At 41.0% G+C, this 24393-nt stretch carries 24 protein-coding genes; 10 read left to right on the forward strand and 14 right to left on the reverse strand.

Going from position 1 to position 24393, the window contains the following annotated elements:
* The first annotated feature begins 98 nt into the window (after nucleotides 1–98).
* From BUC07_RS20950 to BUC07_RS13380, 4 genes are all read left to right on the forward strand, one after another.
* Nucleotides 99–257, forward strand: coding sequence for a hypothetical protein (locus tag BUC07_RS20950; RefSeq protein WP_175552535.1), 159 nt, complete (start codon nucleotides 99–101; stop codon nucleotides 255–257).
* A 360-nt stretch (nucleotides 258–617) separates the two neighbouring features.
* On the forward strand, nucleotides 618–845 hold the full coding sequence (locus tag BUC07_RS13365) for a hypothetical protein (protein WP_073170299.1): 228 nt from the start codon (nucleotides 618–620) through the stop codon (nucleotides 843–845).
* Between the two features lie 236 nt (nucleotides 846–1081).
* Nucleotides 1082–1537 (forward strand): hypothetical protein, encoded by a 456-nt coding sequence (locus BUC07_RS13370; protein WP_073170301.1) that lies wholly within the window; start codon nucleotides 1082–1084, stop codon nucleotides 1535–1537.
* Nucleotides 1538–1828: 291 nt separating this feature from the next.
* The gene (locus tag BUC07_RS13380; RefSeq protein WP_073170313.1) at nucleotides 1829–2590 is read left to right on the forward strand and encodes a Fic family protein; all 762 of its coding nucleotides are present in this window, start codon (nucleotides 1829–1831) and stop codon (nucleotides 2588–2590) included.
* Nucleotides 2591–2647: 57 nt separating this feature from the next.
* Here BUC07_RS13380 and BUC07_RS13385 read toward each other — a convergent pair whose 3' ends face one another.
* The gene (locus BUC07_RS13385; RefSeq protein ID WP_073170326.1) at nucleotides 2648–3247 is read right to left on the reverse strand and encodes a class I SAM-dependent methyltransferase; all 600 of its coding nucleotides are present in this window, start codon (nucleotides 3245–3247) and stop codon (nucleotides 2648–2650) included.
* A gap of 92 nt (nucleotides 3248–3339) precedes the next feature.
* On the opposite strand from BUC07_RS13385, the gene BUC07_RS13390 reads away from it, so the two are divergent.
* On the forward strand, nucleotides 3340–4206 hold the full coding sequence (locus BUC07_RS13390) for a ChaN family lipoprotein (RefSeq protein ID WP_073170333.1): 867 nt from the start codon (nucleotides 3340–3342) through the stop codon (nucleotides 4204–4206).
* A 103-nt stretch (nucleotides 4207–4309) separates the two neighbouring features.
* Here BUC07_RS13390 and BUC07_RS21660 read toward each other — a convergent pair whose 3' ends face one another.
* The 7 genes from BUC07_RS21660 to mnmA all read right to left on the reverse strand — a co-directional run bounded on the left by BUC07_RS21660 (nucleotide 4310) and on the right by mnmA (nucleotide 8706).
* A complete protein-coding gene (locus BUC07_RS21660) occupies nucleotides 4310–4462 on the reverse strand; it encodes a DUF6722 family protein (RefSeq protein ID WP_394333214.1) in 153 nt (50 codons plus the stop codon).
* 85 nt (nucleotides 4463–4547) lie between these two features.
* Complete coding sequence (gene nadD, locus BUC07_RS13395; RefSeq protein ID WP_073170340.1) at nucleotides 4548–5162, reverse strand: nicotinate (nicotinamide) nucleotide adenylyltransferase; 615 nt, start codon at nucleotides 5160–5162, stop codon at nucleotides 4548–4550.
* Between the two features lie 45 nt (nucleotides 5163–5207).
* A complete protein-coding gene (gene gmk, locus BUC07_RS13400) occupies nucleotides 5208–5771 on the reverse strand; it encodes a guanylate kinase (RefSeq protein ID WP_073170346.1) in 564 nt (187 codons plus the stop codon).
* Nucleotides 5771–6157, reverse strand: a complete 387-nt coding sequence (locus BUC07_RS13405; RefSeq protein WP_073170348.1) for a HEPN domain-containing protein — start codon at nucleotides 6155–6157, stop codon at nucleotides 5771–5773. Before BUC07_RS13405 ends, gmk begins: the two co-directional genes overlap by 1 nt.
* Nucleotides 6157–6471, reverse strand: a complete 315-nt coding sequence (locus BUC07_RS13410) for a nucleotidyltransferase domain-containing protein (RefSeq protein WP_073170476.1) — start codon at nucleotides 6469–6471, stop codon at nucleotides 6157–6159. Before BUC07_RS13410 ends, BUC07_RS13405 begins: the two co-directional genes overlap by 1 nt.
* Before the next feature lie 74 nt (nucleotides 6472–6545).
* Nucleotides 6546–7427: a YicC/YloC family endoribonuclease gene (locus BUC07_RS13415; protein ID WP_073170351.1), complete on the reverse strand. Its 882-nt coding sequence runs from the start codon at nucleotides 7425–7427 to the stop codon at nucleotides 6546–6548.
* Nucleotides 7428–7527: 100 nt separating this feature from the next.
* Nucleotides 7528–8706, reverse strand: coding sequence for a tRNA 2-thiouridine(34) synthase MnmA (mnmA, locus tag BUC07_RS13420; protein ID WP_073170352.1), 1179 nt, complete (start codon nucleotides 8704–8706; stop codon nucleotides 7528–7530).
* 205 nt (nucleotides 8707–8911) lie between these two features.
* Between mnmA and BUC07_RS13425 the strand changes: the two genes are divergently transcribed.
* The 5 genes from BUC07_RS13425 (at nucleotide 8912) to BUC07_RS13445 (ending at nucleotide 15657) form a co-directional block, all read left to right on the forward strand.
* Nucleotides 8912–11848, forward strand: a complete 2937-nt coding sequence (locus BUC07_RS13425) for a serine hydrolase domain-containing protein (RefSeq protein WP_073170353.1) — start codon at nucleotides 8912–8914, stop codon at nucleotides 11846–11848.
* A gap of 257 nt (nucleotides 11849–12105) precedes the next feature.
* Nucleotides 12106–12360 carry a DNA-binding protein gene (locus tag BUC07_RS13430; RefSeq protein WP_073170354.1) on the forward strand — a complete coding sequence of 85 codons (255 nt, stop codon included), beginning with the start codon at nucleotides 12106–12108 and terminating at the stop codon, nucleotides 12358–12360.
* 87 nt (nucleotides 12361–12447) lie between these two features.
* Nucleotides 12448–13266, forward strand: a complete 819-nt coding sequence (locus tag BUC07_RS13435) for a 3-keto-disaccharide hydrolase (protein WP_073170356.1) — start codon at nucleotides 12448–12450, stop codon at nucleotides 13264–13266.
* Between the two features lie 210 nt (nucleotides 13267–13476).
* Nucleotides 13477–14679 carry a uracil-xanthine permease family protein gene (locus BUC07_RS13440; RefSeq protein WP_073170479.1) on the forward strand — a complete coding sequence of 401 codons (1203 nt, stop codon included), beginning with the start codon at nucleotides 13477–13479 and terminating at the stop codon, nucleotides 14677–14679.
* Nucleotides 14680–14976: 297 nt separating this feature from the next.
* The gene (locus BUC07_RS13445; RefSeq protein ID WP_073170359.1) at nucleotides 14977–15657 is read left to right on the forward strand and encodes a hypothetical protein; all 681 of its coding nucleotides are present in this window, start codon (nucleotides 14977–14979) and stop codon (nucleotides 15655–15657) included.
* A gap of 63 nt (nucleotides 15658–15720) precedes the next feature.
* Here the strand turns inward: BUC07_RS13445 and BUC07_RS13450 are convergent, their stop codons facing one another.
* From BUC07_RS13450 to BUC07_RS13475, 6 genes are all read right to left on the reverse strand, one after another.
* Nucleotides 15721–19200, reverse strand: coding sequence for a PPi-type phosphoenolpyruvate carboxykinase family protein (locus tag BUC07_RS13450; RefSeq protein ID WP_073170362.1), 3480 nt, complete (start codon nucleotides 19198–19200; stop codon nucleotides 15721–15723).
* A gap of 153 nt (nucleotides 19201–19353) precedes the next feature.
* Entirely contained in the window at nucleotides 19354–19827 is a 474-nt protein-coding gene (locus BUC07_RS13455) for a DUF4494 domain-containing protein (RefSeq protein ID WP_073170366.1), read from the reverse strand.
* 248 nt (nucleotides 19828–20075) lie between these two features.
* On the reverse strand, nucleotides 20076–21290 hold the full coding sequence (locus tag BUC07_RS13460; RefSeq protein WP_073170369.1) for an ammonium transporter: 1215 nt from the start codon (nucleotides 21288–21290) through the stop codon (nucleotides 20076–20078).
* Nucleotides 21291–21314: 24 nt separating this feature from the next.
* Nucleotides 21315–21671 carry a P-II family nitrogen regulator gene (locus BUC07_RS13465; protein WP_073170371.1) on the reverse strand — a complete coding sequence of 119 codons (357 nt, stop codon included), beginning with the start codon at nucleotides 21669–21671 and terminating at the stop codon, nucleotides 21315–21317.
* A gap of 18 nt (nucleotides 21672–21689) precedes the next feature.
* Nucleotides 21690–22334: a TorF family putative porin gene (locus BUC07_RS13470; RefSeq protein WP_073170375.1), complete on the reverse strand. Its 645-nt coding sequence runs from the start codon at nucleotides 22332–22334 to the stop codon at nucleotides 21690–21692.
* Nucleotides 22335–22731: 397 nt separating this feature from the next.
* Entirely contained in the window at nucleotides 22732–24393 is a 1662-nt protein-coding gene (locus BUC07_RS13475) for an ArnT family glycosyltransferase (protein WP_073170379.1), read from the reverse strand.

Genomic DNA, 24393 nt, shown 5'->3' on the forward strand with positions numbered 1-24393 from the left:
GTGTATTGTGCACTTTTAGTGAATATATATTACGTTGGCGGTAATTAAAAGCAACGAAACTGAACTTAAATGCATCTAACAATAAAAAATGAGCAAAAATGAAACAGACAATTATTTTAGGCATAATCATATTGATTAGCTTTCAATCATGTGAAAAAGATGATGATATTTTAGAAAATGATTATTCAATTAAAAGTGAAATTACATTACCAACAGATTCGCCAAGAGGATTAGCATTTGATGGAGAATATTTGTGATACAGTGATGATTCAAATAATAGTTTAAATAAAATATCAAATAACGGTACGATTTTAAAAACCATTGACCTTCATGACTGTAAAATCACGGGTTTTGACTTTTATGACAATTATATCTGGTGCATAAATGATACAACAGTATTAAATGACACAACAATTTCTCATTATCCATTTTCAAGTATTTATAAATATTCAAAAACTGGAGAGCGAATTGACTCTATTTTAATTCAAGCATCAGTAAATCCACAACGACCTGAATTCTTAGGGATAACAATCAATGATTCAAAGATTTTTGGTTCTACAAATCAAGGGTGGAGCTCCTGTCTATACAGCGTTGACTTTGGAAATGAAGAAAAAACAATGTTACAATACCATTATTTGACTGGATTGACAACACATAACGATACGATTTTTGCAGTAGATATAAGTTATAGTAATAATAATAGGATTGTGTGCTTTGACTCAGAATATAAAACCATTGATGACAAAACGATAGATATTGCTTATGATGCAAGTGATTTGGCTTATGCCAATAATGACTTGTGGATTTGTGATAGAGAAAATAAAATGTTGAGAAAAATAGAATAACTACCGCCAACATGCGGTCATAAAACATTTGGGGTGAAGTGGTTATTCGAGCATCCTGCCACGCATCAACTTTCTGCAACGGTGGATACGAACGCAGCCCGCTCTCCCAAACGTTTCATACCGCAAAACCGTTATGGTTAATTGTAAAAAAAATGAATACGGTAATTATTTACAAAATTTAAATACAACGCAACCTTTAGGGCGGAAAATTAATCATTCCAATAAAAACAAAAATCATGAAAACTAAACTAATCTTTTTATTATTCATCATTTCATTGACTATCTCATGTAATAAAGATGATAGTGAAAATGAAAATCTACTTCCCCAATATCAATCCATTATTGGCACTTGGGAGCCTTTGACAATTAGCTATGATAGCTCGGAAGTAAGAGTAACGCATCCAATTCAATATGACAGATTAGTAATTAATAATAATCTTTCGTATAAAATATATATTGACTCAGACAATCCTTCAATCGAAGATGGAACAATATCAATAATTTCTCAGAATGAAGAGAATTTGGAATTATTTTTTGATGCCGTATATCCTGGTTATAGTTCATTTGCGGGGTCACATATTTTTGGTTTTTCGAATGTTGTTTTAGATTCTCAAGACAATGATGGATTAATATTCAAATCAATTGACAATCCATATTTTCAGAATATTGAGTTTCGATTCATAAAATATTGAAAAGCGATAAGTATAAAAATAAATGATGGTTTTTAAGTTTCAAATTTCGAGATTCAGGCAATAAAAAAAGAAAACAACATAACCATAACAAAGTACATATTGCAGGGCGGGGTTGGTGCGGTTTGTAACTGCGGCTCTCGTATCATCGTTCCGTCCTCGCGGACAGGAACGAGCTCCGAAATCCGCCCCGAAAACTTGCACTTGCCCGTTGAGCTTCATGTCAATAATGCTCACTAATACAATGATTTGACACTTAAAATAGGTATATTTGTGCTTAAATAATTGATCTTTATGAGAATAACCGAAAGAAAATATTTAGACATATATAAAGAGGAAATTGGCAATGAAATTTCCAGCTTGATTAAAAATTTTGATTTTTCGGAAAATAGTGGAGGATTTGAATATTTGACAAAGTCATCAGCTGTTTACTCGTCTAATATTGAAGGGAATAGCATCGATTTGAATTCTTACATGAATTATGAAATGAATAAGGATAAATTCAAAGCAGGAAAAGAAATTGAAGAAATTGAGGATTTAATTGAAGCATACGGATTTGCACAGAATAACAGGCTCAATGAGAAAAACTTTTTGAATTGTCATAAGATTTTTTCGGACACTTTACTGATTAGGAGCAAACGTGGAAAATACCGAATTGAACAAGTTGGTGTTTTCGGAAAATCAGGATTGGCTTATATGGCAATTGAGTCTGAATTTGTTGAGAAAGAAATGAAAATGTTTTTTCAAGACATAAATGAATTAATTTCAACTGACCTTAATGAGACTGAAGTATTTTATTTTGCATCATTGATTCATTTAAGATTAGCTCATATTCATCCATTCAGAGATGGCAATGGCAGGGCTGCCAGATTAATTGAGAAATGGTTTGTTGCAGAGAAATTAGGACGGGATTTTTGGAAAATGCCATCTGAAGAGTATTATAGGAAAAACCAGGCAAAATATTATGAGACAATCAATCTTGGTGTCAATTTTTATGAATTGAATTATGATGAATGTATTGGATTTCTGAAAATGTTACCGAATTGTCTGAAATAAAGCACGAAAGCAGACTCGCATCGCAGGTCCGTGTCCGCCAGGAAATAACTCTCCGGTTCACGCTGTACATTCCACCAGGTGAAATGCTCCTTGTGCAAAGAAGACCTGGTTTTTGATGCGCAGGTTATTTGCTGCCAGTAAAGCAGGCAGACCGCCCAAACGCATGTATCTTTTAAAATTCCGGTGGTGCTCCCGCCCGGCAAAAAATTCGGCCACTTTGCTGCCGGTACCTGTAATATTTTTGGGCAACGGAAAGGCATAATCAATTATGATTATTTTACGGGCTACACGTTTCATTTCGCTTAAAATTGTTTCATGCATTTCGGGTGGGAACTGGTGCAGGGCAAGCGACATGGTGGCTACATCAAATTCTTTGTTGTTGAATTTTAGTTTTTCCGTGGCATCGCACAAGCAGAAGCTCACATTTCCGGGCTTTTTTTTCTTCAGTGTTTTTAAGGCCTTTTTGTACATCGATTCCGAGAGGTCGGCCCCCACAACTTCCCGGGCTGTTTTTGCCATTTCAAAAACCTGGGCTCCTGTTCCGCAGGCCACGTCCAAAACCTTTTCGCCGGGGTTTATCTGGCGGGCAATACGTTTTCGCATTCCGGCAAGCACCGGGTCGATAACCGTGCTGTAAAATATTCCTGATTCTACCATCTGTTGTTTTTTGGTAATTTTAGCTAAATTCACTTTTCGTTTAAACTGATTTATTTCGTTTTTGTTTTACATCGCAGCAATTAACAACAATTATGAAGAACTTTTATATTCTGCTCGTCATTTTATTTGTTTTAACCACCTCGTTTAAAACCAAAAAACCGGCCTACCTGCTTTTTAATGAAAAGGGGAAAACGGTAAAGTATGAAAAAATGGTACGGCAGCTGGAAGATGCCGATATCGTTTTATTTGGCGAATTGCATAATAATGCTATCGCTCACTGGCTTCAGCTGGAACTCACAAAAGATTTACACGAACTGAAAGATTCAAACCTTGTTTTGGGGGCCGAAATGTTTGAAAGTGACAATCAGCTTGTTCTCGATGAATATTTTAGCGGGCTCATTTCGCAAACCCGTTTTGAGGCCGAAGCGCGGTTGTGGAACAATTACAAAACCGACTACAAACCGCTGGTGGAGTTTGCACGCGAAAATCAACTTCGGTTTGTTGCGACCAATATTCCGCGGCGTTACGCTTCGCTGGTAAACTCCGAAGGATTTGAAGGTCTGGAAAAACTTTCTGACGAAGCCAAAGCTTTCCTTCCCCCGCTTCCGGTTCTTTACGACCCCGAATTGCCCGCTTACAAAAGCATGATGAACATGGAAGGAATGGGCAGCCATGTGAGTGAGAATTTTCCTAAAGCCCAGGCCATTAAAGATGCCACTATGGCGCATTTTATTTTGGAGAACTGGTTGCCCGGGAAATTACTGATCCATTACCACGGCGCTTACCACTCCGATAATTTTGAAGGCATTTACTGGTACCTGAAACAGCACAACCCCAATTTGAATATTGTAACTATCACCACTGTTTCGCAGGAAGATGTTTCGGAACTAACTGAAAAGAATACAGCGAGAGCAAATTTTGCTATTTGCGTGGATGAGGATATGACTAAGACGCATTAAGATTGAGAATGTGTTGAATGTTTCTCTTTTTTAACTACATAAATTGTAGCAATCACAGCAAAAAGAACCATTCCTCCTGATAAGATTAAAACTGTTTCCATATTTAACTCTTTTTTATAAGGTATAAACCTAAAAATGAGAAAATTACTATTACAATAAAACTAACTATGCCAAGCAAAACTTTGTTTATTGAGTCTGTTAGAATTGCACCTAAAAATGCTGTCCCAAAAATAATTTTTGAAAAGTCTAATAACAACTTACCTAGTTCTTTTCTTATTTACCAAATTTATAAATTAATTCTTTCGCTTACAAAAATTGCAACTAAAAAGAATTAATAATCTTTAACGGTAAAATCCCATTTTATCCATATACTCCCAAACTTTTGGCGGTAAGAAATGGCGCACATCTTTTCCTTTTTTGATGGCTTTACGGATGAATGATGAAGAAATTTCCATCTGCGGGGCGTTATCGGCAATCACAATGTTTTTATGCTGCATTGCTTTCGATTTGTCGAAACCCGGCCTGGGGTAAATAACCACACCGAAATTTTCCACAATGGTGTCGTAGTTTTTCCATTTATGAAAGTTTTCGAGGTTATCGGAGCCCATCAGAATTTTGAAGTCCCGGTTTGGATTTCTGTCTTTCAGGTAAGCCAGTGTATCCACTGTATAGCTTGGTTTTGGCAGAAAAAATTCAATATCGGAAACCTGCAGCCTGTCGTCATCTTCCACAGCCATTTTTACCAGGTCTATCCGGTCGTAATCGTTTAAAAGATTTTTTTTTGTTTTGTGCGGATTTTGGGGGGTAACCACAAACCAGAATTCATCCAACCCCGTAAATTCCACCATGTAGTTGGCAATGGCGAGGTGGCCAATATGCACCGGGTTGAATGACCCGAAATACAAGCCTGTAACTTTTGTGGGATAGGATTTGGATGTTGAATATTTTTCAGGCATAATTCAATTTAAAATCTTTAGAGTCAGGTCATCAGCCAGTGGTCATTAGGTAAGAAATCCGGAAACCACTTTCTCTGCCTCCTTTAAAGCTTTTGGCAATTCTTTATTCACAATAACGACATCGAATTTATCAGCGAATTTTAGTTCTTTTTCGGCCTTGGCAATGCGCATGTTTATTTTTTCTTCGCTTTCAGTGGAGCGGTTCCTAAGCCGGTTTCTCAGTTCTTCAACCGACGGAGGCTGTACAAAAACCGCCAGTGCTTCATCTTTGTAATAATCTTTGATATTCAATCCGCCCACCACATCCACATCAAAAATCACATTTTTGCCCGAATTCCGGATGCGTTCCACTTCACTTTTCAGTGTGCCGTAAAATATTCCTTTGTACACTTCTTCCCATTCCAGGAATTCATCGTTCTCAATTTTTTTCCGGAATTCTTTTTCAGAAAGAAACAGGTAGTCTTTTCCGTGCGTTTCGCCGGTCCGCGGTTTGCGGCTGGTTGCCGATACAGAAAAATTCAGGTCGAAATCTTGCTGGAGCAGGTGTTTTACAATTGTTGTTTTGCCGGCACCCGAGGGCGCTGAAAATATGATGAGTTTGCCTTTCATTAAATTTGAATGTGTTTCTTAATTTCTGCTAAAAACTCAGGAACTTTTTTGATTAGCGGCGAAACCTGTTCTTCGGTGAAATCAAACATGTCTCCGTAATCTCCCTTCAAACGGTAATCGAATAGGAGCGAGAAAAACCTGCCGTATTCTTTTTCAATTTTTTTTGTTTTTATAAAATGAAATCCAAATTGATTCCTAACTCCGTCGTGTGTAGTAGTTTTTATGTTGTGCTGTAGTAATAAAGCAACCACTGCATAAAAGCAAGAATAATATATGCGGTTAATTGTAGCATTCCATTTTTTGTTATTATACAAAATAGTGGCTTCTTCCAGCGCCTCCTTTGAGCGCTCTAACCGGTATATTATATGAGCTTTTTTGTTATCCATTATAAACGAATACCTTCTTTTTTTACATTATCATAAAGCGGAGAATACTTCAGCTTATTTTCCCAGAATTTTTTCGGATAGATTATCAGCGAAATGACCTGGTTGTTATCGATTTCAAGCTCATAAAGTTCCTGTCTGAATTTTTCATCTATTTCATTTGTGAATTCCGGGTCATCCACTAAAATTAAAATATCCCAGTCTGAATCAGTTTTGTGGTCGCCCCTTGCCCGCGAACCAAACAAATAAGCTTCTGCGTTAGGATCTTTTGTGTGAATTGTATGTGCAATTTTATTTTGAAGTTCCTTTGCCTTCATAATCATCCGTTTTCTCTAATCAAAGATACAATGATTAAATAAAATTTTGAAATGCCTGCCATGCACATAATGGTTCAAAGCACATTCAGTAATTGCTCCTTAATCCGCTCCAAATGATCTTTCATTTCCACCACCACCCGCTGGATGTTGCTTTCGTATGCTTTGGAGCCAATGGTGTTGATTTCGCGGCCCATTTCCTGCGAGATAAAAGCCAGCTTTTTACCGTTCGCTGATTGTGAATCCTGATTCAGGGTTTCCAGAAAATAGCTGCAATGGTTCTCCAGCCGCACTTTTTCTTCGTTCATGTCCATCTTGTCGAGGTAATAAATCAGTTCCTGTTCAAACCGGTTTTTATCTACATTTTCGGTCATGTTCGATTTGCCGAGGCTGTCGTTTAACCTGCTTTTAACTGTTTCGATGCGCTGCGTTTCAAACGGACCAATTTTTTGCAGCAATTCGCTAATGGAATTTACGTTTTCCGAGATATCGTTTTCCAACGCTTTGCCTTCCTGAAGGCGGAATTCAATTATTTGTTGTATTGCTTCGCGAATATTTTCGAGAATTACCTGCCACTCTTCTTCATCGAGTGTTTCGTATTCGGTTTTAACCACATCGGGAAGCCTGAGGGCTGCGTGCAATGTGGAGTTGTCGGTTAATAATTTAAGGTCGTCGTTAATTTTTTTGAGATGCCCGAAATAGCTTTTCAGAATGGGCTCGTTAATTTTTGAGTTCGATTCCTCGCCATGATTTTCGAGGTAAATGGTCAGGTCGATTTTTCCACGTACCAGTTTTTCCGACAATTCTTTCCGGATTTCAATCTCCTTTTCGCGGTAGAGCGAAGGAATACGTGTGTTTATGTCAATCTGTTTGCTGTTCAGTGATTTGATTTCCAGCGTAATCTTTTTATTGTTTACTTCGAATTCGGCCCTGCCAAATCCGGTCATCGATTTTATCATGATGCAAATAATTTTTTGCGAATTTAATACAAAGTGGTAAGATGGAAGACGGAAGATGGAAGTTTTCTTACCAAACAGCTTTCATTCATTCCGAATACCTTTATTTTATTACTCCCGAACCAATTAATTCATCGTTCAGGTACCAGGCTGCAAATTGCCCTGAAGTAATGCCTCGCTGTTCTTTTTCAAAAAGAATGTAAGCACCTTCCTCTTTCATGTGTATAGTACCTTTTTCGAGCGGCTGCCGGTAACGAATGCGAATATCGAAATCTTTTTTATCGCCTGGCTTCATGTGAAATCCCGGGCGAATCCAGTGGATATCGTCCGCTTCAATAAAAAGTCCCGGCCGGAACAGACCGGGGTGTTCTTTCCCTTCGCCTACGTAAACAATGTTTCGCTGCACATCGGTCCCAAGTACAAAAAGTGGTTCCTGATGGCCTCCAATATTCAATCCTTTTCGCTGCCCGATGGTATAAAAATGAGCTCCCTGGTGCTCGCCAATTACTTTGCCATTCCAGGGTTTGTACGGAAAAGGAAAACAAATTTTGCGGTAGTTTTCTTCCGAAATTTCTACCTGCTTTTTTTTCTCCATGAATTTTGCCGGAATTTCAATCACATTGCCGGTTTTGGGTTTTAGCTGCTGTTGCAAAAAAGTTGGTAAATCCACTTTCCCAACAAAGCAAATGCCCTGTGAATCTTTGCGGCCGGCGGTGGGGAGGTTTTGCTCCCGGGCAATTTCCCTTACTTCTGGTTTGGTAAGGTGCCCGATTGGGAACAACGATTTCGACAGCTGTTCCTGGTTGAGCTGGCAGAGAAAATAACTCTGATCTTTGTTGGTGTCTTTTCCTGCAATCAGTTTATAAATTTTTTCCCCGTTAATTTCTGTTTCTCCTTTTTGGCAATAATGTCCGGTGGCCACATAATCGGCATCAAATTTTAGGGCTTCTTTCAGAAATGTGTCGAATTTAATTTCGCGGTTGCAAAGTACATCGGGGTTGGGAGTGCGGCCTGCCTGGTATTCAGCAAACATATAATCAACCACCCGTTTTTTGTAATCTTTGCTTAAATCCACAATGTGAAACGGGATGTCCAGTTTTTTGGCCACCATTTTAGCAATCAGGGCATCTTCTTCCCAGGTGCAGGCACTTGTAACAGCGCCTACCCGTTCGTGCCAGTTTACCATAAACAGTGCTGTTAAATCGTAGCCTTGCTGTTTTAGTAAAAATGCAGCAACACTTGAATCAACGCCACCTGAAAGTCCAATTACTACCCGTTTCATGAGGACAAAAGTAGGAAGTAAAATGAGATTTTTAAAAAGCAGGGGAATGAATTGGTTATTTTTTTAATTTAGGATATTTTTGATGCTTACTTCATTAGATAAAATTTAAATTTGCTGGTTGATTTTAATAAATTGATTAACAGTATTTTATTCTTAATGAACATGCATTTTTTAATATAGTTTTACTAATTCAGACGAAAATAGAATGAGAATCAGAATACTCCTCCTTTTCATCGTATTTTTTACAGGTATCCACTCGCTTAAAGCTGCTGACCCTCCGTTTTTGCAGCTGGTTAACGACCATTGGGTAAATGAAAAACTGGAAGCCATGACGCTGGATGAAAAAATTGCCCAGCTAATGATGGTTACTGTATATCCTCGGCAAGATGAATTAGCCAGGGGGCAAATGGAACAGCTGATAAGCCAAAATCAGCCCGGGGGAATTCTGGTTATGCAGGGCGATCTGGTAAAAACAGCACGCTGGATAAATCATTTTCAGGAAAAAGCAACTGTTCCATTGTTGGTGGCAGTTGACGGTGAGTGGGGGCTTTCTATGCGCATTGATAGTACGGTGAAATATCCCTACGCCCAGGCACTGGGAGCTGTTCAGGATTCAACATTCATTAAACAAATGGGGCGCGACTTTGGCTATCAGATGAGAGAAATGGGTATTCACATGAATTTTGCGCCTGTGGCCGATGTCAGCACCAATCCTCAAAACCCGGTAATTAATTTCCGGTCGTTTGGCGAAGATAAAATTGATGTTTCGCAAAAAGCGTGGTATGTGGCCAGTGGAATGCAGGAAGCCGGTGTTGTTCCGGTAGCCAAACATTTTCCGGGGCATGGCGATACACACACCGATTCGCACAAGGAATTGCCCGTTGTTGATCATCCGAAAACACGTATCGACGAAATTGAAAGTTTTCCTTTCAGGTACCTTACCGAAAGAGGAATTTCAGGAATAATGACTGCGCATCTGGATGTACCTGCCCTCGACAATTCAGGAACACCTTCGTCGCTTTCAGAAAAAATAGTTGACGGATATTTACGCGATGAAATTGGCTATTCGGGCCTCGTGGTTACCGATGCCATAAATATGAAAGGTGTTCAAACCGGAAAAGGAAATGCCGAACTGGAAGCTTTGAAGGCGGGCAATGACATGGTAGAATTTGTACCCGACATTGAAAAAGCTATTAGTTCAGTGAAGCTGGCGGTGGCGAAAGGGGAAATTACGTTGGATGAAATAAACCTGAAGTGTCGCCGGGTTTTGGCTTTAAAACGCTGGGCGGGGCTGCATATTTCCGAACCTGTAAATACTAAAGGGCTCACTTCAAGGCTAAATTCACCTTATTACGAGGTTACCAACCGCAAGTTAATAAAGGGCGCGCTAACTGTACTGGTAAATAATGACAGATTGCCTGTACAGGATTTGGGAAACCAAAAAATTGCCACGGTAATGATTGGAGCCTCGGCAAAATCATCTTTTCAAAAGATGGTGGACAAATACGTGAAGGCAGATCATTTTACACTCAGCAAGAGTGATCCGGAGAGGGAACTGGTCAGCCTCCGCAGCGAGCTGGATAATTACGATTTGGTTATTGTCGGAATTCAGGGGGTAAATATTTTTCCGTCAGGTGCTTATGGTACCACCCGGATTCAGCGAAATGCGGTGGCCGAACTTGTCAGGGAAAATAAAACAATTACCGTTTTTTTCGGCAATGCCTACGCTTTAAAACATTTTGAAAATATTCATCAGTCGGGCGGCTTAATTTTAGCTTACCAGAATAATCTGTTAACACAGCAACTGGCCGCACAACTTGTTTTTGGTGCCTTTAATGCTACCGGGCGATTGCCTGTAACCGTTGATAACCGGTTTAAGCTGAAGGACGGGATTTCAATGCCAAAAAACAAATCCCTGGCTTTTTCTATACCAGAAGAAGTGGGAATTAATTCAGCTCTTCTTCGCCGTAAAATTGACTCCATTGCCCGGCTGGGGATTGATTCCAAAGCTTTCCCCGGCTGCCAGGTTTTAATTGCCAAAGAGGGGAATGTGATTTTTCATGAATGTTACGGTTTCCATACTTACAAAAAAGAACAGAAAGTGGAGCCTTCGAATATTTATGACTGGGCTTCGATAACCAAAGTTACCGGGCCGCTGCCACCGATTATGAAACTGCGAGATGAAGGGAAAATTAATTTGGATGAAGCTTTTAGCCATTACTGGCCCGATTTTCAAGGGACAAATAAAGACGGGATTTCCTTTCGCGAAATTTTAGCACACCAGGCTCGGTTGGCATCCTGGATTGCCTACTGGCAAATGGCCCTGGATGATGATGGAACCCTTAGCGGTGAAGTTTTTAAATCGCACCCTACTGAAGAATTTGATGTGCGGGTTTCAGATCACTTGTATATGAACCGGAATTTCAGGAAAACGATGTTTGATACTATCCGAACCTCAAAACTGTTGCCGCGGAAAAGATATGTCTATTCCGGCTTGAGTTTTTACCTATTCCCGGACATGATTTCAAACCTTACAGGCGAACATTACGAAACATATTTGAAAACAAACTTTTTTGATCCTTTGGGAGCCTATTCGGTTACTTACAATCCTTATCTGCATTTTCCTTTAAATCGCATTGTTCCTACCGAGAATGACGATTTTTTCAGGAATGAGAAATTGCGCGGTTTCGTACACGACGAAGGCGCAGCCATGATGGGGGGCATTTCGGGGAATGCAGGTCTGTTTGGCACCACCACCGATTTGGCTAAAATTTTTCAAATGTATTTACAAAAAGGGTATTACGGTGGCAAACGTTTTATTTCTGAAGAAACCGTTAATGAGTTTACCCGAGTTCAGTATCCTGAAAATGATAACCGGCGTGGATTGGGTTTTGATAAACCATACATTGACAACCATAAAAAAAAGCTGAAAAATGCCTATCCGGCAGTTGATGCCAGTAAAAACAGTTTTGGGCACAGTGGTTACACCGGCACATTTGCCTGGGCCGATCCCGATAACGAACTGCTCTTTCTGTTTATGTCGAACAGGGTGCATCCAACCCGGAACAACGCGGAGCTATTCAACCTGAACATTCGTCCTGCAATGCACCAGGCAATTTACGATTGCCTCGATAATAATTGAACCCCAATTCTTAAAAAAGGTTAATTAACATTCAGCTGTTTTCTTCTTGAACCATAGTTAGATAGTCTCTTTTTGCTCAATTTCAGGATTTTGCAAATGCAAACTTTTTGCTGTTCGAAAACGTAAAAATAACCAGGTTGAAAAACGCTAAATAACTTAACGCTGAACTATGTATTATTTAATTATTAATTTTAATTTTACAGGTTCAGACGTTTTTTTAATAATAGGAGTAAACAACAAAATAAAATTTTAGCATTATGGAGCGTAAAATCACTTTTAACGAGCTGCGTAAAATTAAAGACAGCTTACCTGACGGTTCTATCAAAAAAATGGCTCAGGAATTTGACCTTACCGAGGAAACCGTCAGGAATTATTTTGGAGGAGCAAACTATACCAGTGGTAAGGCTGTTGGAATACACATGGAACCCGGTCCAAACGGAGGCATTGTTCTTCTCGACGATACGAAAATTCTTGAGCGGGCTAAGCAATTAGCTGAAAAAGAAGCTGTTTAATTGAAAATAAATCAATTTTTTAAACTGTCCTAATTAAGCAGGGCAGTTTTTTTATATTCATTTTTAAAACCATTAACCAACTATTTTATGAAAAAATATTTATTCTACTTTCTGACTGCTTCCCTGGTTTGGTTCTCATCGTGCCAAACCGAAGAGCCCTGGCAACCCCTTTTTAACGGCGAAAATCTTGATAACTGGGATAAATATCTTGGATCGGCAATAGATGGGCAGGACAGCCTGGCGCAGGCAGCCACCGTTGAAAAGGTGTTTTCGGTAGTGGAGGAAAACGGCGAAAAACTCATCCGGATTTCGGGCGAAATTAACGGCTCGCTCGCTACCCGCGACACTTTTGCCAATTACCACCTGCAGCTCGTTTTTAAATGGGGCGACGAAGTGCATGCTACCCGAAACAGCGGATTGCTTTACCACAGCTTTGGTGATTTTGGTGCTGCCTTCGGGACCTGGATGACCAACATAGAATGCCAGCTGATGCACGACCGGCTGGGCGATACTTATTTGATGAATAATACTTACTGCGAAACTTCAGTGGAAGAAGTGGAAAATGGATTTCGTTATTCAGAAAACGGTGAAGTAAAAAAATTCAGCACCGAGCATAACGGACAGGGTATTCAGAAAAGAGTGGATGCCGAAAAGCCGCTGGGCGAGTGGAATACTGTTGATTTATATACTGTAGGCAACACTGCCGTACACGTGGTGAATGGAGAAATAGTTATGGGGAATACCAATACAGGAACTGTAGAAGATGACGGAACTGTAAAGCCGCTTACGAGTGGTAAAATACAGTTGCAGTCCGAAGGTGCCGAACTTTTTGTTAAATCGGTTAAAATTAAGCCCATTAATAATCTTCCCTCTGAATTGTTGAATGATCTTCCCGCTGATTTTTAAAGTAGAACAAGAATACATTTCTGAAAAAAATCCGATTCAATTTTTTGAAGCGGATTTTTTTTACGTGAAATTTTTCAATGTTTCCGGCAGTAACTTTCTGCTTAACAGCACTAATGCCCGGTATTGTGAATTTGTCCTGATATCTTTTTTTTGAAAAAAATAGAAGAAAAGTGTATTCTTGCACAAATTTTTTTAAAAAAACTATCAGAAATGGATAAACAATCCTTCCGTGAACAGCTCACGCTAAAAAATTCAGTTTTAGGTATTCAGTTTTTATTTGTGGCTTTCGGGGCCACAGTTCTTGTGCCTTTGCTGGTGGGTATCGACCCTTCGGTAGCACTTTTTACAGCCGGCATTGGCACGTTGATATTTCATTTAATTACCCGCGGTCGGATACCGGTATTTTTGGGCAGCAGTTTCGCGTTTATTGCGCCATTAATCGAGGCCACAAAATTGTATGGCTGGGCCGGAACGCTTTCGGGGATAATTGCAGTGGGGGTGGTTTACGGTTTGGTTTCAGTGTTGGTAAAAATGCGCGGAATTAAGTTCGTGGAACGGCTGTTCCCTTCAGTGGTTGTTGGACCGGTTATCATGATTATTGGTTTGTCGCTGGCATCGGCTGCAGTGGATATGGCCAAAACCGACTGGCTGCTCGCAGTTATTGCCTTGTTTACGGCTATTGTTGTGGTTATTTTTGGGAAAGGCCTGGCCAAACTGATTCCGGTATTTATTGCAATCGTGGTTGGTTACGTGTTGGCCGCTGTGTTGGGAAAAATAGATTACACTCCTGTTAGTGAAGCTGCGTGGCTGACTCTGCCGGAGTTTACAGCGCCTCAGTTTAACTGGCAGGCCATTTTATACATGATTCCGGTGGCTATTGCCCCCATCATTGAACATGTGGGTGATATGTATGCCATTGGCGGAGTGTGCAATAAAAACTTTATTGAAAAGCCCGGATTAAACCGCACGTTGCTCGGCGATGGAATTGCAACCGCTTTTGCCGGATTTTTCGGAGGCGTGCCAAACACCACTTATTCGGAAGTAACCGGCGCTATCACGCTCACAAAAATTACCAATCCGTTTGTTTTGCGTATCGCCGCTGTAACGGCCATATTGTTTGCTTTTGTGGGAAAAATCAGTGGTTTTTTGAAAACCATTCCGGAAGCGGTATTGGGTGGAATTATGTTGCTGTTGTTCGGAATGATTGCATCTATTGGGATTAAATCGCTGGTAGAATCGAAAACCAACATGGCTGAAACACGCAACCAGGTTATTGTCTCTGTGGTTTTAACGGTTGGAATTGGTGGTGCCATTATTCAGTACGGAACATTTTCGCTGGCCGGGATAGGTTTGGCAGCGCTGGTTGGAATTATGCTGAATATAATTTTACCGCAAACGAAAAAGGAAGAATAGGAAAGAAAAAATTACTTCCCGTTTCCATAGATTCCCTGACCGAAAAGAGGTGGTGATAAAATCAATAGGTTTAGTGCATTGGTTATATTTTTATCAAACTACAATGGTTTTTAGGTCTATCTTGCTTTTTCAGAGCCTGTTGAAGATTGATTTCTTTTAAACGTTTTTCAGAACATTGTTTTGTAACATAGTTTCATAACATAACTGTAAAACATTCAATATTTTGCGACCCACATCAGGGAATTTTGCGTATAAGTTGGTAGATTTGTACATATTGTAAACTAAAAAACCGATACAATGGAAACTGAAACTTCTTGTCTTACCAGCACTGCAACAATTTTGGCCTGCCAGAAAATCGCTAAATCATTTAAAGAAAATATTTATGAATTATCGCGCATTCGCAATGAATGGGATCTTGAATTTGCGACCTCTTTAAATGTATGGATTGAAGATACTATTGAAAAATACTACAAGGAAAACCTCGATAGTATTTACGAAAAAAAATACCGCGACTGGCATGAAGTATTGGTCGCCGGACTGCAAAGCCTTAAAATTTTGCGTGCTTCAATTAAGGTCGATTTCAAAGACGATAAACAGTTTCAGAAAGATACGTTTAAAAAACTTGGTTACTCTGATTATTTCAGTGATGCCAAAAATGGCGATCACCTGAGTCTGTTTAAATTTTTAACCACCTTTGCCAAAAACCTCGATGAAAATACCCGTAAGAAAATTGTAAAAAGAGGAGCGCCCGATTCACTTTTTGAAAAAATACTGGAGGCCGCCGGCCAGATTAACGATTACAAAGATTGTTTCCAGCGGCTTGAAAGTGAAAACGAGTTAGGAACTTACGGACAAAAAGAGGTGGCCGAAATATACCAGACAATTCAGGATATCTGCCGTATTGCAGTTGCCTATTATCAATTCGACCCCGAAAAGCGGGACAAATTTAATTTTTATAAAGTACTTGTGAACTTGTAAACTACCTAATAGTTAGCTTTGTAAAACGGCCGGCTGATTTTTCAACCGACCGTTTTTTTTTTATCATTTCTTATTTGTGAACAGCGGATCGGCGCCAATTGTACCGGTAAGGTCGGCAATATATTTTCCCGATTTCACATAAGCTAACTTTTGCATTGCTTTTTCGATACGTGAATTAATCTGCATTTTATCGACCAGTGAATTGTTGGCCGGATTCTGTTTGAACTCTTCCAAATATTGAAGTTGATTTTTCAAAAATGCTGCTTCTTTTTGCTGTTTCAATTTCAGCCTCTCTTGGTACCATTCGGTTTTAAGCACGTAGCCTCTGTCGAATTCTTGCCGGAGCTCCTTGTCGCTCAGGTCTTTCCCGTTGTAGTGCCCGTATGCCATAACATGAAGCAGTATTTTTAGCGGAGGAATAGCGGCTTCAACGCTGCCGTCTTCAAAGTATTGCAAAGCGACTTTTTTCTGGGCTTCAGCAATGTTTTTAATGCCATCAACATAAACTTCCATGTCCTGAAGTTCCGGTTTTAACATGTCTTCGTTGAAAACGGCCAGAGGCTCGTCAAAAAGCCGGTTCATGCACCGGAAAGCAAAATTTTGGTTAATACGATAACCCAATCGGCTGGCAAGTATTCTCTCTCCTTTGTATTCAAAATCTTCCAGTTTGTCGAGGCATTTGTTCTGAATGAGTTTTTTTGCGTCTCTGTCTTCAGGTTCAAGGCGTGCCCATATTTCCGGGATGAGGATACTGATGTCATGATCGAACCGGTTTTTCTGGCCCACATAACCCGCAGCTGAGGTAAAACCCTGGTATTCTGACAGGATGTAGGAAAGCAATGCGTTGTTTAAATCGCTTGTTGGCACCAGCATATTAAAAGGGCCTTTGGTGAGCGCACCTTCAGAGCCTGCTCCTGTTGTGGAGGGCGATTTGCCGGTAAGGCTGCAAATAAAATCCATGAACAGCTCAGGTATTTCCTGGTAGTGAATAGGATTATAAACACTTAACGAACGAATTCCTTTTTCTTTGTCGGCCGGATTGTTTCTTCGGCCGGGCAAAATTGCGTTAACCGGAAAATGGACCGGTTGGCCGGGCGCTACTTTGCGAAACAGCCGGGCACCGGTTTCGGCAAGGTACGAATCCTGGTTCTCGTTTTTAAACCTGTTGCGTTGCAAATACCGGGGGTTGTTGGTGGGAACACCTTTTACCACGCGAGTGTGCGAAGGTGCCACAAAATAGCCCTCTTTTGGGCTGTCCATTACTTTAATGATTAAATCCTTTACCGGTTGGGTGTATTCATCAAAACGAATGGAATTTTCATACAGGTTCCTGGCGTCTTCGCGGGTCAATGGCTCATAGTTGGTGAGGAATGTATTTTTTTCAACAATATCGGCTTCAGCTTCCTTGTCGTACCCTCTGATTATTGCCTCGTCGGGCCGCTGGAAAAGGTAGCTTTCACAATTTGTTGTCAGTTTTACACTTTTGTTGGTGTACTCCGGATTTAAATTGTTAAGCTGACTTGCCGGAACCGTAATTGAGGCTGTAATGTCATCTTCAGTCTGGATTTTTTGGCTCGGGATAAAATCAGAACGTAATTTGTGCAAATACCATTTCCCTTCCGGATTAAATCCAATACGCACATAACTTGCCATAATTTTGTTGTGCTTGTAGCGGAGGGCGTTTCCGTCGCGTCCGTTTACAATTTCAACATTTAAAAAGTCTTTCCACGAACCTTTGTCCTGGTGTGTGCGGTACATCCTCTTAATGTAAAGGGCAAGTGTTCTGATATGAACAGGGATGCTTTCCAGGAAATTGTTATACTCCTCGTTATACAAATCGGAAGGAGTGAGCAATTTTACGGCTGAGCCCAATGTGCGGTGCGGACTTAAAAATGGCCGTGATTTGGCATTGGGATGAATATTTTTCCAGCGGTTGGAATAATCGTAGTTGATTAGTTTATCAACCATTTCGTAATCTTTATCCAGATCCTGAATGTAGAACGGACCATATTTAATGGCATTTTGCATCGACTTTGAAATCTCCGATTTCCCGCCACCGGAAACCGTACTTGGCTTATGGCAGAAAATACCTTCGGGAGCAGTGTCGATAATTCTCCACAGTTGCTGCTCCGGATGCTTTACCAGCCGGAATTTATGGCCGGTTGGGTGAACGTAGGTTTTGTAGGGAGAAAGCTTTAAGCTTTGCTCTTCCCCGTTATGCATCCACGAAACTGTTCCTTTTTCAATATCGATATCAGCATGCTCGTGAATGTAAATAATATCGGGATATTTTTTGTCGATGGCATAATTTTCGGGCATCACATCAATTTTCCCATCAAGCAGCTTTTTTACTTCCTCAAAAGAGTAGTTGTTGCCGAATTTCCCGGAAAAGGGCTCACCGTAAATATTGTCGCCCATATTTCCGCGCGAAAAAGCAATGGCGCCACCCGCGTGTTCTTCTTCGGCAAGGCCATACAAATTGGCAGAGTAACCGATTTGGGTTTTAATTTCTTTTTTTGAATAGCCGAAGTAGTTGTCTGCAATTAGCGTGACCACCACACCACGCTCGTCGCGGCAGGTAACTTTAAATGCACCTCCATCGTTATACAGTTCATTTTCATCTTTCCAGTACATGCCGTCTTTGCGCTGCCTTTCGGTAGCATCATCGAAGTGTGGCAGCCCAACATCTTTCTTTTTAAGTTTTGTGAGTTGCGGGGCCAGTATTATGCATCCGGTATGTCCGGTCCAGTGTTCAATATCCAGTGCTGCATCATTAACTGCAGGGTTGTGGTCGCCGGCATTGCCGAAAATGGATTCAACAAAATCGAGATTACTCACCAGGCTTCCCGGCGCAAAAAACCGGATTTCCATGCTTTTCTCGCTCATCCATCCTTTTACTTCGGGGCAAACTACCGGGCGAAGCAACAAAGATACCATGGTTTTGGCTTTTTCTTTTTGATTGGCTGTAAATGGCAGAATTGTTAATTCTTCGGGTGGATTAAGCGCACTGTGAAGCATGTGGGCGAAAGCAATTTTGGGTACTTCTTTCTTGTCGGGTGCCACCGGGAGTCCTCCTTCCACAATGTGAAAAGTTCCTTTGGTGGTGCGTTTGTCAGCAGCCGGGTTGTTTAAAATTCCCTGCTTAATCCGGAACGAGCTGACCAGTTCGTTTTTAAAGGAATTTCCGTTGGGCGGGAGACTTACTTCGCGCGCCATTCCGGGCTGGTTGAGCACAAAAGTTGAACCGGGCAACCGATAGGGTTTGTCGCATTCAACATCTTTTAAATAGTCGTTAATGTAATTTTGAATGCGTGTATCGACCGGCGAAAGGTGGTCCGAAAGCAGTCTCGATTTTTCGCGGAAACTGCTGATTAAACTTTCAGTTAAGGAAATAAACCGGGCATTTGCAAGGCGTGTCCCTGAGTCTGCATCGTCGCAATACAACGGTTGGTCGATTGCTGCCAGTTGAAGATTGATATATTGAATCAATTCTTTCCGGTCTTTTTTTCCTGGCTTTAATTTGTTTTTTGTATTCTTACTCATATTGTGGATTTTTCTTGTTCTTCCACTAAAATACAAAATAAAGCCATAGGAAACCAAAAAATCAGTTAGCTCCTTTTCAATATTAGCCAAAAGATAAGTTGGCCGGAGCAGCGGTGTTTGACAGTTCAATAAAATTTAAAAAAATACGATTTGCTATTCCTCGGAAACCGGAGTGTAGCCCTCGGGCACAACCGATTCTGACGGATTATACGGAAAAACATCTACAATAGTGCTGACGGCGAGGGCAGAAACTACGTAAGGAATTACCAGGTACGAAAGGCTTTCGTCGAGCCGTTCCAGGGCTTGTTTGATGTCGTCGGCCATTATCAGATAGTAAGTGCGCATTTTTTTCTCTTTCCCGGCTTCTTCGTCAACAGTAACAAGGTTGATGGTTGCTTTAAACCACCATTCTCCCATGTCATAGGGAAACACTTCCCCAATGCGCGATTTTTTGATGTCCGTAACCGAGAACTCTCCTCTTACCATTTCCTGCATTTGCCTTGTAATGCGTGTTTCGGCATCGGTAAACGAAACGGCATCCAGCAGAAAATTTTCGGTAACAGTTTGCTCTTTACCACTTTCGGTAACTTTCGTGTATTTTACTTTACATTCGAACCAGGTTTGCATATTCAATCTATTTTAGGACTGCAAAATTAACATTCCGGTTAGTATTTCAGTTCCGGCCCTGAATTAATTCTGAATAATTTTTCAACAAAAAAACCGGCTGCTTTTTTGCAGGCCGGTTCTGAAGTAAACTAAACAGACGTAAAAAACCTTTCTCTGGATTTGTTTTTTTGAATTTTAAAGAAAGGATCCGCGCCTACGAACGGACCCTTTACAGACAGCTACAGACTAAAATTCAGAAGAAGGCGAAGTTAATTGTAGGCATTTTCTCCATGTTCATAAACATCGAGTCCTTCTTCTTCTATGCGCCTTGAAACGCGCAATCCAATTGTTGATTTAATTATTTTGAAAAGAATTAATCCCGTTCCGAAAGCCCAGGCGAAAACTGCTGCCACACCTATTAATTGCGATAGCAGCAAACTAGCTCCGCCTCCGTAAAAAAGGCCTCCCTCGGTGGCAAAAAGCCCAACGGCAAGTGTCCCGAAAGCGCCGTTTACGCCATGCACCGAAATTGCACCAACGGGGTCATCAACTTTAAATACCTGGTCGAACAGTTCAACGCTGAAAACGAGGATAATTCCGGCAATGATTCCAATAATTAATGCTCCTCCCGGACTCACAATATCGCAACCCGCAGTTATCGCCACCAAACCTGCAAGTGCGCCGTTAAGTGCGAGAGACAAAGCCGGTCGTTTGTAGCGCATCCACGAGGTAAACAGCGCAGCCATCGCTCCTCCGGCTGCTGCCAGATTGGTGGTTAATGCTATGTGGGCAATGGCAAGGGTGTTTTCAGTTCCGGCAGCACCAAGTTGCGAGCCGGGGTTAAAGCCAAACCAGCCAAACCAAAGGATAAAAACGCCGAGTGCCCCAAATGCAAGGTTGTGCCCGGGAATAGCCTTTGCTTTTCCTTTTACATATTTTCCATGACGGGGGCCAAGCATAATTGCACCAGCCAGTCCGACCCAAGCGCCCACTGAGTGAACGATTGTGGAACCTGCGAAATCGAGAAATCCAAGCTGATCGAGCCAGCCGCCGCCCCATTTCCAGTGTCCCGAAATAGGGTAGATTAAAACAGTAATTACGATTGTGAAAATTATGTAAGCATTGAATTTTGTCCGCTCGGCAACCGCTCCTGAAACAATTGTGGCCGCTGTTGCTGCAAATACAGTTTGAAACATCAAATCGGTTTTGTTGGCATAATCGCCAATGCCGTTATCGTTGATGAAAAGCGACGGTGTTCCTATCAAGCCTGCAATTGATTCGCCGTACATAATGGTGTATCCGATAATCCAGAACAAAATAGCCCCCACCGAGAAATCCACCAGGTTTTTGGTGAGAATGTTGGCGGTATTTTTTGAGCGGGTGAAGCCGGCCTCCACCATTGCAAAACCGGGTTGCATAAACATGACCAAAAAAGTGGCAACCAAAACCCATATATTGTTAATTGAAATCGATAGTTCTTCCATGATAAATTCTTTTTTGTGTGGTTATTACTCTTCTTTTCCTTTAATGTAGAGCGATTCGTCGCCCGTTTCGCCGGTGCGTATGCGATAAGACTCTTCGATGGGGATAATGAAAATTTTGCCATCGCCAATTTCACCGGTTCGGGAAGACTCGAGAATCGCATTTACTGTTTTTTCCACATTTTTATCACGCACAATAATGGAGAGTTTGATGCGCTCAATGGTGCTGGTGTCGTAAACAATTCCGCGGTACACACGTCCTTCGCGGGCCTGGCCGACACCTCTCACGTCCCAAAATGAATAGAATTCAATTCCGGCATCGTGAAGAGCTTCGTTTACCTCGTCAAATTTTGTTTTGCGAATAATTGCTTCAATCTTTTTCATGCTATTCTGTTTTTAAGGTTAAAGTGTGATTCCTGCTACAATGTGAAATTGTTCGGAGGAAGGGTTGAGAATGGCTGCCCCTGTAACCGGCAGCGAAAAAGAATCGGTAATTTTAATTTCTTTCGATGTGCTGATTCCGATGTTGCACACATTGAAATCACCGTCAACAGTATAGGCACCATCGCCGCCTCCCAGTGTTATATCGACAGCGCCGGCAGAAAGGGCTGCTTCGAGGTAAATGTCGCCTTCGCCATCGTTCATCATATAAGCGCCGGTAAGTGAGAAACTGCCTATGCCCAGGCTTACCATCGGTTCAATGTAGTGCGAAGTGCCCTCCAGCCACATGTCGCCGGGGAAGTAGTAATCAGTCACTGTTAAACTCAGCGAAGCATTGTCGCCCAGCCCGAGCCCGTAGCCAACGTAAAGGTCTGCTTCAGCTGCTTCGTTGGTCGATGCGTTGTACGAACCCCAGGCACCTATTGCAAATCCGCTGGTGCTAAATTCAATACCCGGCTGAAAGGCGGGCCCCGAACCAAACTTTGTTCCGCGCCAAACATAGCTGCTGTAAATGTCGAGACTCGTGTTCCATTCCTGTGCTTTTAGTGTTGGGGTAATTGCTGTCAGAAATAATAAGATTACCCCGGGAAGTAGAAATTTTTTCATGTTGATAGTTTTTAAGTTAAACAATGTTTTTTTAGTGAATAATATAACGGTGGATAATATGTATATTTTTAAGTGAACCCCATTATTTTATTATTTGTGTTGTTTAAATTGCACGTATTTTTAAATTAACCCCTTTAAAAATGGGTTGTGGTTTCAAAAATGAATGTATTTTATGATTATGGCCCCTGTTTTTGTTTTTGATGAGCGGTTGTTAACAAATATTTAATATATGGGGCGTATTGTGCCTAAAAGGTTATTTTTTATAAATAAAATAGAAAAATGTTTTGGATAAGCAGGTTTTTGTTTCTGCGTGATTAAGATGTGAGATTGGGTTTACTTGAAGGATTTTGCGAAAAAGTTGGGGGCTGGGGAGAAAAAATGAAGGTTAACGCAATTGTTATTTGAATAAATCGTCGTACCGAAGCGGCAGAACTTCGCCTCTAATCATTTTTTTCGAACGTGTGAAAAAAGTTACGGGAATGTTTTTTTGAAGTATCTCTTTGGCCACTGTTAATTTTATTGATGCTATTTCCCCTTCCCTGATAACCGATTTTTTTGATGAGGTTGTCAGCGGGGCAGCATATATTTCTTCCCTGTTTTGAATAATACCGAGCACAGGTTCCGAAATATGGTTGGTGTAAACGGGGTGGCCCGAATTGTTGGTGAGGCTAAGATCAATTTCGTAGCCTCCTTCATTCTTATTTACATTCAGTAATGCAATTTCAAGTTTTTTCAGAGACTGGAACTCTTCAATTTCAGTAATTCCTTCCACTTTTCCGTTAACCAAAACTTTTTGGTTGGCCGGGTTTAATTGCACAGGTTTTATGGCCAGAAGCGGCTCTCCGTTGGCATATTGTTCATATTCCCTCAGGTCGTACTGGCAAAAACGGTAGGTTGGGGTTGAAAGCAAAACTGCCGAATCGCCGGTGTAAAAAATATAGTTGCTGATGGATGCATAGTTGTTGTAAAATCCCACTTTTTTTCCGTTTGCCATTGATTTTATTTCTTGTGCAACAGCTTTTTTGTTGTAGAACACGCTTTTTGATTTTCCAATGCTGGGGATAACATCCAGGGCCACGTAAAAACGGGCAAGTATGGAAATTACAATAATGGGCAGGGTCAATCTTTTAAACCACAATTTTAACTTTTCGCGGCCTTCAAAATAGGGGTAGATAATTATCATTAACATCGGAATCATGGCTGCGCTCCAGTGGGCTTCCACCCTGGTTTTAAAACTCAAGAAAAAGAATATGATATAAAAACCCAGGATGTTGAAAAGGAGCGTCCGCTGAAAAAGGTTTTGGATTTTAACCTTGCCGATCAGCCAAAAAATAATGATTCCGGTGAGCGGGCCGGCCATCAGGAGCTGGCTGAAGATGTTGGGGAATACATATTTCATGCGGATGGGATTGGTGCGCTCGAGCAGGTGGTATTTAAATCCGGGAAATTCGTTTTCAACCAGCCACCAGATGTGGGGTGTGAGCAATATAAGTGCAAGTACAACAATTGTCCAGAAATATTTATTCCGAAAGAGTTTCAGGTTGGAAAGTACCGTTAACCCGATTACCAAAAAGGCGTGGTACTTGCTGTAAATCATAGCGGCAACAACTATGGCCAGCAAAATACTCAGCTTAAAATTTGGGTGGAGAATAAATTTCCGGTAGAGGATCAGGAAAATCAGTGTGAAAAATACCAGTGGGACATCCGGAAGTGCAATAAACCCGGCTATGTGGGTGTGGATTAGAGGAAAAGAAAAAACAAAAATTGTCTGGAAAAAAAGGTCCTTTCGTTCATTTAGTTCGTTAAAAATTAATGCCAGTGTTAAGGTGGAGAGTAATACAAAAAACAGGCGCACGCCCAATTCGCCGGGGAGCAGTTGCCCCAGCCAGATAAAAAGGGCCACCATGGGCGGGTGCTCAAAATATCCCCAGGCCAGTTCCTGCGAATACATCCAGTAGTATGTTTCGTCGGAATGAAGTCCGGTGAAAGCTGCTTGCAGAAGGTTAATTATAAACCAAATCCCTAAAATATAATAATGCGTTTTGCCCAGGTTTTTCAT

The organism is Tangfeifania diversioriginum (assembly GCF_900141875.1).
GTDB lineage: Bacteria > Bacteroidota > Bacteroidia > Bacteroidales > Prolixibacteraceae > Tangfeifania > Tangfeifania diversioriginum.